This window comes from Herbaspirillum sp. WGmk3 (assembly GCF_023952535.1).
Classification (GTDB): Bacteria; Pseudomonadota; Gammaproteobacteria; order Burkholderiales; family Burkholderiaceae_D; genus Herbaspirillum; species Herbaspirillum huttiense.
This window is the reverse complement of record NZ_JAKYWT010000004.1, coordinates 582,159-595,627: the sequence shown is the minus strand read 5'-3', so window position 1 is coordinate 595,627 and position 13,469 is coordinate 582,159. Positions and strand designations below refer to the sequence as shown.

At 63.6% G+C, this 13,469-nt stretch carries 9 protein-coding genes; 5 read left to right on the top strand and 4 right to left on the bottom strand.

Going from position 1 to position 13,469, the window contains the following annotated elements; translation table 11 throughout:
* Positions 1–13 precede the first annotated feature (13 nt).
* On the bottom strand, positions 14–2,149 hold the full coding sequence (locus MKD49_RS18260) for a DNA/RNA non-specific endonuclease (RefSeq protein WP_252697008.1): 2,136 nt from the start codon (positions 2,147–2,149) through the stop codon (positions 14–16).
* Between the two features lie 165 nt (positions 2,150–2,314).
* Positions 2,315–3,097, bottom strand: a complete 783-nt coding sequence (locus MKD49_RS18255; protein WP_034332649.1) for a 3-hydroxybutyrate dehydrogenase — start codon at positions 3,095–3,097, stop codon at positions 2,315–2,317.
* Between the two features lie 499 nt (positions 3,098–3,596).
* On the opposite strand from MKD49_RS18255, the gene MKD49_RS18250 reads away from it, so the two are divergent.
* The 5 genes from MKD49_RS18250 (at position 3,597) to MKD49_RS18230 (ending at position 10,606) form a co-directional block, all read left to right on the top strand.
* The gene (locus MKD49_RS18250) at positions 3,597–4,364 is read left to right on the top strand and encodes a GNAT family N-acetyltransferase (protein ID WP_039788946.1); all 768 of its coding nucleotides are present in this window, start codon (positions 3,597–3,599) and stop codon (positions 4,362–4,364) included.
* A complete protein-coding gene (locus MKD49_RS18245; RefSeq protein WP_034332653.1) occupies positions 4,361–5,251 on the top strand; it encodes a UDP-2,3-diacylglucosamine diphosphatase in 891 nt (296 codons plus the stop codon). Before MKD49_RS18250 ends, MKD49_RS18245 begins: the two co-directional genes overlap by 4 nt.
* 49 nt (positions 5,252–5,300) lie before the next feature.
* On the top strand, positions 5,301–6,350 hold the full coding sequence (locus MKD49_RS18240; RefSeq protein ID WP_121037928.1) for a glycosyltransferase family 1 protein: 1,050 nt from the start codon (positions 5,301–5,303) through the stop codon (positions 6,348–6,350).
* Between the two features lie 380 nt (positions 6,351–6,730).
* Positions 6,731–8,491 (top strand): methyl-accepting chemotaxis protein, encoded by a 1,761-nt coding sequence (locus MKD49_RS18235; protein WP_252697007.1) that lies wholly within the window; start codon positions 6,731–6,733, stop codon positions 8,489–8,491.
* 360 nt (positions 8,492–8,851) lie between these two features.
* Positions 8,852–10,606, top strand: a complete 1,755-nt coding sequence (locus MKD49_RS18230) for a methyl-accepting chemotaxis protein (protein WP_121037933.1) — start codon at positions 8,852–8,854, stop codon at positions 10,604–10,606.
* Positions 10,607–10,770: 164 nt separating this feature from the next.
* On the opposite strand, the gene sixA is transcribed toward MKD49_RS18230, so the two are convergent.
* Together sixA and ppk1 are read right to left on the bottom strand one after the other, a co-directional pair.
* Positions 10,771–11,250 (bottom strand): phosphohistidine phosphatase SixA, encoded by a 480-nt coding sequence (gene sixA / locus MKD49_RS18225; protein ID WP_039788936.1) that lies wholly within the window; start codon positions 11,248–11,250, stop codon positions 10,771–10,773.
* Between the two features lie 41 nt (positions 11,251–11,291).
* Positions 11,292–13,412 carry a polyphosphate kinase 1 gene (gene ppk1 / locus MKD49_RS18220; RefSeq protein WP_034332662.1) on the bottom strand — a complete coding sequence of 707 codons (2,121 nt, stop codon included), beginning with the start codon at positions 13,410–13,412 and terminating at the stop codon, positions 11,292–11,294.
* Between the last annotated feature and the right edge of the window lie 57 nt (positions 13,413–13,469).

Sequence of the window (13,469 nt, the reverse complement as noted above, 5' to 3'; positions counted from 1 at the left end):
GCGGACTTCGCTGCTACAGCCGGATCTGCTCGAAGGCCGTGATGCGCTGGCGCGCTTCGCCGACCTGAGGCTGCTTGCCATCGGCAATGGTATCGGCGGCGCGTACCCTGGAACCGAAGTCCAGCCCGGTCATCCTTTCCAGTTCGGGAATGGCCACGCGCCAGTGGTTGACGTCCATCGAGGGCAGGTCGCGCGGCGTTCCCAGGCTGTGCCGGCTCTCCGACAGCAGGGCCGACTGGTCGGCCAGCAGGCCTACCGCTTTCAAGCTTTGCTTGCCCTTCCACACCACGATCTTGAAGAAGGCCGAAGGGATCTGCACCTCATCGGCCCACAGGTCCACCTGGTCGTTGAACACCGGGCCCTGGAAGACGCACAGGCGGCCCTTGCTGCTGGCAGCCAGCACGCCGTTCTCCAGCACATAGCGCTCCAGGCCCTGCCAGTAGGTCGCGCTCTGGTTGAAGCGGAAATGCTGGGGCGAGCAATTGGTGAAATGGAAGGTATCGGCATTGGCGCGCTCGGCTTCTTCCGGCGTACCCCAGCTGGGATCGGAGCGGCGCGTCAGGTGGCCGCGATCGAAATAGGTCGACCACGCCGAATAGAAATCCTGCTCCAGCACGCTGCCGGCCGCCACGCGCGGATCGCGGAACCAGGCATCGCCTTCGGCCGCATTGACCTGGCCGCTGCCGCGATCGACAGCAAGGTAATGCGTGCCGTCGATGTTGGTGGCAGTGAAGGCGGCCATGCGGCGGCGCTTCAACAGCTTGATGCTGAAGTGTTCGTATTTCAGTTCGCCGTCGTTGCCAGCGGCACCGGCCCCGGCCCCGGCCACAGTGGGCAGCAGCGGGACGATGTCGCCCGCCAGCTTCGCATCCGGCTGCGGCAGCGGCATTTCGGCACCGGGGATGAAAGCGGCATCGTAGCCGCTGCGATTGCCGTAATCCGGATCGATGTGCAAGGCTTCTGCGCCTGCAGAGGGGCGGGGCGGAGAGAGCCGGCGTGGTGCCTGCAAGGTCGCGTTGTTGGCAGAGAGGCTTGCGTTGGCGGCAGCGGGTGTCGTCGCCTGGGCGACGGTCGCTGCACCTCCCGCAACCCGCACCGTCACTTCCAGCGGAATCGTCAGGGTTGCGGTCTGCAGAGCGATGTCTTTGCCACTGTTGTTCATGCTGATCTCCTGTGTCATGTCGGATGCGGTGTTGTCGGCGACGGTGAGGGCAGCGGGCGCGCTGGCCACCTGATAGCTCAAGGCTTCCTGCAGCAACGCCCGGGCCTCAGGCGGCAAGGTGGGCAGGCGTGCCAGCAGGTCACGGTAGAGGGCGCTGATGCGTATGCCTTCGTTGACCTTGCGCAGCCGTTGATCTCCCGCACCAGCATCGCGATAAGGCTCCCCCCAGTGATGCAGGGCCACCAGCTGCCAGTCGTCATTGAAGACCGGCGAGCCGGACGAGCCTTGCTGGGTATCGGTCTCGTAGAGCAGGGTGTGTTCGGTGCGCGCGGTGACGGTGTTGTTGCGGATGCTGATCATCTTCATCCAGCCGGACGGATGCTGGATGATGTTGGCCGCCATGCCGATGACGTGCTTGTCGGGCTGGTCCGAGAGCGGGCAGAAGCCCAGCTCCTCCACCGTGGCCGTCCCTGACTGGCGTTCGCCCAGTGCGATGAGGGCATAGTCCAGCTGATCCGCTGGAGAGAACAGCGCCAGCCGCTCCGGTGCCAGCAGGTAGCTGGTGGTGGCACGCGGCACTCCGCGTGCGTCGAGTTCGCGCATGAAGGTGAGACGTGTGCCGCGTGCGGCGGCGGCATCCGCGATGACGTGCTGGTTGGTCAGGAACAGGCGCGGGCTGATCAAGAAGCCGGTGGCCAGTTCGCTGCTCTGATCGCTGTTGACCTCGACGTAGGCCACCGCTCGCGCCACCGCTGCGCCTTGCGCCAGGAAGCTGGCGCGCAGGAAATCCTCGCTGTCGCCGATGATCGATTCGGGACCGGCCGGATGGCCCAGGTTGCGCTGGCGCAGGGCATAGGCGCGCGCCCGTTCGCTGTCGGGCTCGGCCTCGCGCCATTGTCCGCAGGCTACCAGCGAGCGCACACGCTGGCGTTCGCTGGCAGTGTCGGCCACGCAGGCGCGGAAATCCTTGAGGGCTTGGGCATCCATGGCATCTCCAGATTCTCGGGGGAGGGTCCGGGGACGTTATTACCTTCATATGACATCGGCATGACCTGAAACATCTTGCAAAACATCAGTGTTTCCGGTGGCCAAGACAAAGCCGCCGGGCTTGCGCCACGGCGGCTTTGGGAGAAGCCTGGATGCGGGTGAAGCTTACTGCATATGCCAGCCGTGGCTGACCACGACGGACTGGCCGGTCAGCGCATTGGTCGGGAAGGCCGCCAGGAACACGGCGGTCTGGGCCACGTCCTGGGTGGTGGTGAATTCACCGTCCACGGTGTCCTTGAGCATGATCTTCTTGATGACGTCTTCTTCGCTGATGCCGAATTCCTTGGCCTGCTCGGGGATCTGCTTTTCCACCAGCGGCGTGCGCACGAAGCCGGGACAGATGACATTGGTGCGGATCTTGTCCTTGGCCCCTTCCTTGGCCACGGTCTTGGCCAGGCCCAGCAGGCCGTGCTTGGCGGTCACGTAGGGCGACTTGAGCGCCGAGGCCTGATGCGAGTGCACCGAACCCATGTAGATGATGGAGCCGCCACGGCCCTGCTTGATCATGGCTTTCATCGCCGCGCGGGTGGTCAGGAAGGCGCCGTCCAGGTGGATCGCCAGCATCTTGCGCCAGTTTTCCAGCGACAGTTCGGTGACCGGGCTGATGATCTGGATGCCGGCATTGCTGATCATGATGTCCAGCCCGCCGTAGGTGTTCACGGCATCGGCCACGCCCTTGTCGACCTGGGTTTCATCGGTGACGTTCATGGCCACCGCCATCGCGGTGCCGCCGTTCTTGACGATCTCTTCAGCCGTGGCCTTGGCGGCTTCCAGGGCCAGGTCGGCGATGACGACTTTGGCGCCTTGTTTGGCGTATTCGATCGCGATTTCCTTGCCGATGCCGCTGGCCGAACCGGTAATGAGTGCGACTTTATCCTTGAGTAGCATGATCTTCCTTTATGTTTCGAGTTGACGGACATTGCAAAGCCAGACCGCCATCGGCACCGGCGCTGTCGCGCACGGTGTCCGATGACGGTCATCAATCCCTGGTTTCGATGAACTGCGCATCGAAAGATTCCACGGGTGCCGATCTCGCCCCTGCACCCGTTTTCCTTGCCCTCGCGCATGCGTCTGCTCCCCGCAGGGAGGTCTCCGGACGCCGCTTTGTCACGCCATTGTAACGCTGGGCCGCTGGTTGTTGCTGCACTGCCAAAACGCCCGCAAAGGTCATGTGCGTGAAACATTCGCTGGTTAGTCTGTGCAGCGTTATCCCGGGGACATCGGCTGTTTCTCGAAATTAATCGATCAATTCTTCGATTTCATTTGAGGCAGCCGCAATTCTGAAGGGGACGCGGGAAGCAGTTCAGGTGAGGTCGCTTATGTTGTCTGGTTGACCTGGCTGACATCTTCCACGGTCTCTTTCAAACATCACCACAAAGGACAATGCATGAGACTGCTTACCATTCCTGCCGATGCCAATCCGAGTTTTGCCAAGCTGAACCTGAGCCTGGCCAGCACCCCGGAAGAAGTGCGCGAAGTTCAGCGCCTGCGCTACAAGGTCTTCATCGAAGCGATGAACCTGTCGGCCCTGGCCAACCCCGAAGGCCTGGACAAGGATGAGTTCGACGACTACTGCGATCACCTGATCGTGCGCGACAGCAAGACCCTCTCCGTGGTCGGCACCTATCGCGTGCTGAGCCCCCACGGTGCGCGCCGCATGGGCAAGTTCTACTCGGAACAGGAATTCGACCTCTCGCGCCTGGACAACATCCGCGGCGTCATCGCCGAAGCCGGCCGCGCCTGCATCCACCCGGACTACCGCAGCGGCGGCGTCATCATGATGCTGTGGGCCGGCCTGGCCGCCTACATGCGCAAGGAACGCTGCGAATACCTGATGGGCTGCGCCAGCGTGAGCCTGGCCGATGGCGGCCACAACGCCGCCGCGCTTTACCACGCCTTCCGCGAAAAGAACCTGGCGCCGCCGGACTACCGCGTCACGCCGCTCCTGCCCTTCCCGCTGGAAGACCGCCAGGCCGGCGTCGATCCGCAGATCCCGCCGCTGCTGCGCGGCTACCTGCGCAGCGGTGCGTGGGTGTGCGGCGAACCGGCCTGGGATCCTGATTTCCACTCGGCCGATTTCTTCCTGCTGCTGCCGCTTTCCAAGCTCGACAGCCGCTATGCCCGCCACTACCTCAAGGATTCGAGGACCGCATGAAGCCACGCGAACAGTTCATGGAAAAAGCCCAGGGGCTGTTCGCCGACCTGGGTCCCGACCACGATGCCGGTGACGAGGAAGCCAGGCGCGATCCGCTGCGCTTCCGCACCATCTGGATTTCCGATATCCACCTGGGCACCACCGGCTGCCAGGCCGAACGCCTGCTGGAGTTCCTGCGCGCCACCGAATCCGAAACGCTCTACCTGGTCGGCGACATCATCGACGGCTGGCAACTCAAGCGTCGCTGGTACTGGGACCAGTCCCACAACAACGTGGTGCAGACCGTGCTCAAGAAAGCCAAGAAGGGCACCAACGTCATCTTCGTTCCCGGCAATCACGATGAAGTGATCCGCCAGTTCATCGACCTCGATTTCGGCGGCATCAAGATCCGCGACGAGCTGGTGCACGTGACCGCCGAGGGCAAGCGCATGCTGGTACTGCACGGCGACCGCTTCGATGGCGTGATCGCCTGCGCCAAGTGGCTGGCCTACGTGGGCGACAGCCTCTACACCATGATCCTCAAGTTCAACCAGTGGTTCAACAGCTGGCGCGCCCGTGCCGGATTGCCGTACTGGTCGCTCTCTCAGTACCTGAAATCCAAGGTCAAGAATGCGGTGAACTACATCACCTCCTTCGAAGACGCGCTCGCCGACGAGGCCAAGAAGAAGGGTCTGGATGGCGTCATCTGCGGTCACATCCACAAGCCCGAGATCCGCGACATCGGCGGTGTCGTCTACTGCAACGACGGCGACTGGGTCGAGAGCCTGTCGGCGCTGGTGGAAGATCCGAACGGTGAACTGCGCCTGGTGACCTGGCAGGAAATCATGCAACTCAAGCGCGCGGGCAAGGAAGCGCGCCAGGCCGCCCGCGAACTCGCCACCGCCTGAGGCAGCGGGTTCCTCGCGAATCATATCGTTTATATTGTTTATATAGTTTATGCGCATTGCCATCATCAGCGACGCCGGAGAGCCGCAAGTCAACGGCGTCGTCAACACCTTGCGCTCCACCGTGCGTTGCCTGCGCGGTCTCGGTCACGAAGTGCTGCTGCTGTCGCCGCGCGACTTCCGCACCTTCGCCTGTCCGACCTATCCTGAAATCCGCCTGGCCTACAAGCCCTATGCCCGCATCGTGGCGGCGCTCGAAGCCTTCCAGCCCGATTGCATCCACATCGCCACCGAAGGACCGATGGGGCTGGCGGCGCGCCGTTATTGCGTGCGCCACAAGCTCAGTTTCACCACGGCGTATCACACCCGTTTCCCGGAATACCTGGCTGCGCGCAAGCTGCTGCCCAAGGCGATCACCTATCGCCTGCTGCGCTGGTTCCATGGCCGCTCCGAAGCGATCATGGTGCCCACTCCCGCGATGAAGACGGCGCTGGAAGAGGAGGGCTTCCGCAACGTCGTACTGTGGGGGCGCGGAGTGGATACCAATCACTTCCGCCCGGCGGTGGAAGACCATGCCTGCATCGAACGTCCACTGTTCCTCTACGTGGGCCGCGTGGCGGTGGAAAAGAATATCGAAGCCTTCCTCAAGCTGGACCTGCCCGGCACCAAGTGGGTCGTGGGCGATGGCCCGCAACTGGAAGACCTGAGCGCGCGCTATCCGGAAGTGCGCTTCCTGGGGGCCAAGGGCCACGATGAGCTGCCGGCGTATTACAACTGCGCTGATGTGTTCGTCTTCCCAAGCAAGACCGATACCTTCGGCCTGGTGCTGCTGGAGGCCATGGCCTGCGGCATTCCGGTCGCGGCCTATCCGGTGGAAGGTCCGATCGACGTGGTCGACAACGGCGTGTCCGGCGTATTGCGCCAGGACCTCAAGCAAGCCTGCCTGCAGGCCATGAAGCTCGACCATGAGGCGGTGCGCGCCCACGCGGCCACCCGCTCCTGGGAATCGGCCACCCAGCAGTTCCTGCAGCACCTGCACCTGGCGCACCGCAGTGCGCCCGGCAAGGCTGCGGCCATCAAGCCGGTGCGAGAGATCCGCTGACCCGGCAACGGCAGCCTTGCGCAGCCGTTCAGTTCTTCATCTTTTGATAACTATGCAAGACGCACATGAGGGCATGCCGACAAAGCATTGGCATGCCCGCGTACCCCTCTTCTAAGATGCGCCACGCCCGCGTGCGCCGCTTGTAATACCGATTACAAAAAACCAAGAATCCACACCGGCGGCACGCCGCAGACCGGTCGCGTGGGCCTGAGAGCCGCTACGGGCGGGCCTTGCCGGGGCAAGATGGCGGGCCGGGCATGAATCATGCTCCACCGCGAGCGCAACAATACGCAGTAAAAAGAGCAACTCGCAGGGTGCTGGTTCACCGTGCGCGCAATTGCATCACCGTCGACGTTCGCGTTATCAGGAAGAGACACGCCATGATTCAACATCTCAAGATCGGCAGCCGCCTGGCATTCGGCTTCTGCCTCATTCTGCTGCTGGCCACCGCCATCCTGCTGATCGGCCTGTGGCGCATGGCCGAGCTGGAAGCCAGCAGTGAATACGTGATCGACCAGAAGGTCGCCGCCATGACCAGCGCCATGAACATGCGCGAGGCCGGCAGCCAGCTGGCCCTGGCGCTGCGCAAGGTGGTCACGCCCACCGATGCCGCCGAGGGCAAGGCCGAGGACGCACACCTGGGCGAGATCCTGAAAGCCTATGCCGGCTTCGAGAAGCAGATCACAGGGTTGTCCGCCGATGGCCGTGGCAAGGATTTGCTGGCAGCCACCAGCGGCGAGAGCAAGAAGCTGTTCCCGCTGGTGGAGCAGATCCGCCAGCAGGTGGCCAGCAACAATTACTTCGATGCAGCCCAACAGCTCAAGAGCGATTTTCTCCCTGCGCATGAGAAGTGGATGGCCAGCGTGGCGGCGCTGGCGGCGTTCCAGCAGGAGGACATGAAGCAGGCCCACGCTGACGCCAAGGACAGCTACCGCAAGGCGCAGATCGGCATGCTGGCCATGGGCGTGCTGACGCTGGGCCTGGGCTTCTTCTTCACCTTCATCATCACGCGCTCCATCGTCAATCCGCTCAAGCGCGCCGGCAGTATTGCGGAAACGATTTCCCGTGGCGATCTCACCCACGACTTCCACGACCAGGGGCGCGATGAAGCCGCACATCTGGTCAACGCCCTCGATGCCATGCAGGGCAATCTGGCGACCACGCTCAACGAGGTCAAGGAAAGCGCCGCCGTCATCGCCGTGGCCTCGCATGAAATCGCGCGCGGCAACGTCGATCTCTCCAACCGCACTGAATCGCAGGCCTCCAGCCTGGAAGAAACCGCCAGCTCGATGGAACAGCTGACCTCCACCGTGCAGCAGAACGCCGCCAACGCGCAGCAGGCCAACCAGCTGGTGTTGTCAGCTTCGGATTACGCCACCAAGGGCGGGCGTGTGGTCGGCGACGTGGTCGCCACCATGGGTTCGATCAAGGAGAGCTCGGGCAAGATCGTCGACATCATCGGCGTGATCGATGGCATTGCTTTCCAGACCAATATCCTCGCGCTCAACGCGGCAGTGGAAGCGGCCCGCGCGGGCGAGCAGGGACGCGGGTTTGCGGTGGTCGCCTCGGAAGTGCGCGCGCTGGCCCAGCGCAGCGCGGCGGCCGCCAAGGAAATCAAGGAGCTCATCAGCGATTCGGTGGACAAGGTCGATGCCGGCGGCAAGCTGGTCGATGAGGCCGGGGCCACCATGAGCGAGATCGTGGCGTCGGTGAAGCACGTGGCTGACATCATGGGCGAGATCACGGCCGCCAGCCAGGAGCAGAGCGCCGGTATCGCCGAGGTCAACAATGCCATCGCGCAGATCGACGAGATCACCCAGCAGAATGCGGCACTGGTCGAGCAGGCCGCCGCCGCTGCCGAAAGCCTGCAGGAGCAATCCGATGTGCTGGCCCGTGCCGTGGCCGTGTTCAAGCTGAAGACGGCGGCGCAGGCGCGGCCTCAGTCACAGCCTCAACATCCCGCGCACAAGCAGTCCGCCGCGCCGGTGATGAACAGCCCGGCAGCGGTGCGCACGATCAATCCGCCGCCCGCGGTGGCTGCCGCCAGGAAGCCAGCCGCGGCCAGCTTGCCGCCTGCCTCCGGTGCGTCCAAAGGCAAGCCGGCGACGGCCGCGCGTGATGATGATTTCGAGGAATTCTGATCGGATGCGCTGTTGCAAGAACTTGTAATTCTGGTTAAGCATTAGTCAACTGAAAATCAAGTTGGTGTGCAAGCGCCGCCACCCGTCAAGGTGGCGGCGTTTTTATTTTTCAGGGGCGGGCAAGCACGCTGCGTGAGAATTCAAGATAATTGCGAAGTTGCCGTAAAGCTATATCAAATGTTGCAGGCGGATTGCCCCGGCAAGGGGAGGGCGGTCACCTGCGCACCCGGGGGGAGAGCGCGGCGTCGCAGCAGCGGCCACACAGGCCGGACGACGACCACGCCGATTGCGCAGAGTGTGCAGCACGCGGCCCCGGGGATTGCAGTGCGGCCCTTTCCCTTCATCCACCGGAATCAGTCCATGTCCATCAAGAACCTCTCGATCAAGGCGCAACTCGCCATTGCCGTCCTTGTCCTGTCCCTCCTGCTGCTTGCGCTCGGCCTGTCGGGCCTGCTGGGCATGTCGGCCGCCGTGAGCATCAACCGCCAGCTTTCCGAAGAACGCATTCCCAAGACGGTGGCCGCCGACAACACCCTGATCTGGATCGGCCGCCAGCGGACCTCGCTGGACCAGGCCGCCATGAGCCTGGATGCGGCCTGGACCGAGCGCATGTTCGTCATGGAAGCCAATGCCCGCAAGGAAGCCCTGCAATGGTGGGACAAGTACACGGCTCTGCCGCAGACGGACGAGGGCAGGGCGCTGGTGAAGAAGGTCTCCGAAGGCATTGCCAATACCCAGGTCGCGCTGGACAAGTTCACGGCCGCCATCAAGTCCCAGGATCGCCAGGCCATCGCCGATCAGGCACGCAAGGTGGGCCAGGCCTACAGCGCCATGCAGCTCGATGGCCAGGCACTCAACAAGTACGAGACCGAGCAGGCCGCAGAAAGCCTGGCTGCCACCAACGCGCGCTACCAAGCCTCGCGCATGTTCTCGATTGCCGCCGTCATCGGTGGCCTGCTGCTGGCCTTCTTCAGCTGGTGGTCGCTGCGCCGCGCGATCGGTGAGCCGATGCAGCGTGCGCTGCGCCACTTCGATGCCATCGCCAATGGCGACCTGACGCAGCCGGTCCACGTGCATTCGAAGAATGAAATGGGCCAGCTGCTGCAAGGTCTTTCCCGCATGCAGGAGAGCCTCTCGCGTACCGTGCGTGCCGTGCGCGGCGGCAGCGATGCGATTGCCACGGCCACGCGCGAGATCGCGTCCGGCAACCTGGACCTGTCCGCACGCACCGAGCAGCAGGCCGCCTCGCTGGAAGAAACCGCCTCCAGCATGGAAGAACTGACCGGTACCGTGAAGCACAACGCCGACAATGCCCGCCAGGCGACGACCCTGGCGGTCAACGCCTCTACCATCGCTGCCGACGGCAATGCCGTGGTGGGCCGCGTGGTGCAGACCATGGAAGAGATCCGCGAGAGTTCGGCGCGCATCACCGACATCGTCAGCATCATCGACGGCATCGCCTTCCAGACCAACATCCTGGCCTTGAACGCCGCCGTGGAAGCGGCCCGTGCCGGTGAGCAGGGCCGCGGCTTTGCGGTAGTGGCCACCGAAGTGCGGGCGCTGGCGCAGCGTTCTTCCAGTGCCGCCAAGGAAATCAAGGAACTGATCATGCACTCGGTGGAGCGTGTGCAGGCCGGTTCGGAACTGGTTGGCCAGGCCGGCGAGACCATGAGCGACGTGATCCAGGCAGTGCAGCGCGTCACCGACATCATGAGCGAGATCTCGGCCGCCTCCAATGAACAGAGCGCCGGTATCGACCAGGTCTCGCGCGCGGTCACGCAGATGGATGAAGCGACCCAGCAGAATGCCGCCCTGGTGGAACAGGCCAGTGCTGCGGCCAAGTCGCTGGAGCAGCAGGCGCAGGCATTGATGCAGGAAGTGGCGATCTTCCGCGTAGGCCAGGGCGATGTGGTGAGCTTACGGCCGCAGGTCAACGTGCAGCAGCCTGCCCCCAAGGCTGCCGCCACGCCGGCCAAGCCTGTTGCAGCGACCAAGCCGGCCGTACCCAAGGCGGTCCCGGCACTGAAGCGCCCGGCCTTGCCGGCAGCCGCCGCCAGTGCCAAGCCCGCCTCGCGTCTGCCGGCGGGGGATGATGGCGACTGGGAGACCTTCTGATTTCCTGATCTTCTGATCTCCTCCGCTCCGGACGATCTGGCGTTTTTGCCAGAAACTTCACCCCGCTCCATGAAGAATCGCCGCAGCCCGCTTGCGCAGGGTGCGGCGATTTTTTCATTCACTTTTCACGCAAAAGGGGGCGATCCACCCCTCCCGTACGGGGATCAGCGCGGCGGATGCTTGCCCGGGCTGTTCAGCAATTCCGGGGCGACCACGGCCTTGAGGTAATTGGTGGTCACGTCGCCCCGGTCGCGCTGGGCGATCCACCACACGTTGCCTTTGCGCAGCGACCATTCCTGCGGCTGCCCCGAGATCAGGCGTGCCGCCACCTGGCCCAGCGTCGGCTGGTGGCCCACGATCAGCACCGGCTCGCGGCTGTCGGGCCAGTTGGCCGCGCGCAGCAGGTCGTCGGCGCTCATGTTGGGGGCCAGGTCGGCCACCACCTTGTACTTGCGCTTCAAGGCTTCCACTGTTTGCAGCGTGCGCGTGGCCGGGCTGACCAGGATGCGGCAGCTCTCGGGCAGGTTGCGGTCCAGCCATTCGGCCATCTTGGCCGCCTGCTTGTGCCCCTTCGGGGTCAGGGCGCGGCCCTCGTCGGGTTCGCCCAGTTCAGCCTCGGCATGACGCCACAGAATCAGGTCCATCTCAGCTCCTTGAGGAAATCAGCAGGCCGCCATGCGCGGCATTACACAGGCTCTTCCGGCGGCGTGGCCGGGATGCCCAGCGTGGTCATCAGATGCTGCTGGGCGTTGAAGGACTGCTGCTTGCTGCGCGCTTTCTTGAGGGTATAGACACCATTGACGTCGAGGTGCCAGGCGTTGGTGTTGTCCTTCAGGTAGGGATTCAGGCCCTCGTTCATCACGCGCTTCTTGAGTGCCTTGTCCAGCACCGGGAAGCCGACCTCGATGCGGCGGAACAGGTTGCGGTTCATCCAGTCGGCGCTGGCCAGGTAGACGTCGTGCTTGAGGTCGTTGCGGAAGTAATAGATGCGTGAGTGTTCCAGGTAGCGGCCGATGATGGAGCGCACCTTGATGTTCTCCGACAGCCCCGGCACGCCGGGCCGCAGCGCGCACGCACCGCGCACGATCAGGTCGATCTTGACGCCGTCGGCCGAGGCCGCATAAAGCGCGCGGATCACCGATTCATCCAGCAGCGCATTCATCTTGGCGATGATGCGCGCCGGCCGGCCTTCGCGGGCGATCTGCCCTTCGTTGCGGATGGCGCGAATGATTTCCTTCTGCAGCGAGAACGGGGCCAGCCACAGGTGCGTGAGATTGCGCGGTTTGGTCAGGCTGGTGAGGTGGATGAAGACTTCGTTGACTTCGGCGGTCAGCTCCTGGTTGGAGGTCAGCAGGCCAAAGTCGGTATAGAACTTGGTGGTATTGGGGTGGTAGTTGCCGGTGCCCAGGTGCGCATAGAAGCGCAGGTTCTGGTCGTCGTCACGACGGATCACCAGGGCCAGCTTGGCGTGCGTCTTCAGGCCGACCACGCCGTAGACCACTTGCGCGCCGGCCTGCTCCAGCTTGACGGCCCAGTTGATGTTGGCTTCTTCATCGAAGCGCGCCATCAGCTCCACGATCACCGTCACTTCCTTGCCATGCTGGGCGGCGTAGATCAGGGCCTCCATCAGGTCCGAGTTCATGCCGGTGCGGTAAATGGTCTGCTTGATGGCCAGCACGCGCGGATCGTGGGCGGCGGTGCGGATGAAATCGACCACCGGCTGGAAGGACTGGAAGGGGTGGTGCAGCAGCACGTCCTTCTTGTCCAGCGCGGCGAAGATGTTTTCGTTGGCCAGCTGCGGCGGCAGCGTGGGCGAGAAGGGCGGGAAGCGCAACTCCGGCTGGTTCACCAGATTGACGATCTCGCCCAGGCGCACCATGTTCACCGGACCCTGCACGGCGTACAGACGATTGCGCTCGATGTTGAACTGGTTCAGCAGGAACTGCGCCAGGTGTTCCGGGCAATTGGCCGCCACTTCCAGGCGCACCGCCACGCCGAACTGGCGGCTCTGCAATTCGGTCTCCAGCGCCTGGCGCAGGTTCTTGACCTCTTCTTCATCGACCCACAGGTCGCTGTTGCGGGTAACGCGGAATTGCGAATAGGCCGTGATGTCGCGGCCCGGGAACAGGTCCGCGATATGCGCATGGATCACCGAAGACAGCAGGCAGAACGAGGATTGCCCCTTGGCCGACAGGTGGTCCGGCAGCTTGATCACGCGCGGCAGTACGCGCGGTGCCTTGACGATGACGATGGCCGTGCCGCGTCCGAAGGCATCCTTGCCGGAGAGCTCGATGATGAAATTGAGGCTCTTGTTGTGCACCTGCGGGAAGGGGTGGGCCGGATCCAGCCCGATGGGCGTCAGCAGCGGCCGCACGTGCTGCTCGAAATATTGCTTCACCCAGGCGCGCTGGGCTTCGTTGCGGTCGTCATGGCGCAGCAGGTGGATGCCGTTGGCGGCCAGCTGCGGCAGGATCTCTTCGTTCAGGAGTTCATATTGGCGCGTGACGATGCGGTGGCACTCGGCGCTGGTGCGTTCGAGCGCGGCGCGCAGTTCGGGCGGGTCGATGTTCTCGCCCTCGATGCGGTTGGCCAGCAGGCTGGCGATGCGCACTTCGAAAAATTCATCGAGATTGCTGCTGCAAATGCACAAATAGCGCAGGCGCTCCAGCAGCGGCACGCTGTCGTCTTCGGCTTGGGCCAGCACGCGGCGGTTGAAGGCCAGTTGCGACAGTTCACGGTTGAGGTAAATCGTACTGGCGGGAAGTTCAGGTTGGGTACTGCTCTCCGGCTTTGCTTTTCTGGTCATCAATGGTCCCTGTCCATCCACTTAGAGCGGGCAGTGTATTTAGGAGGTATGACGAGT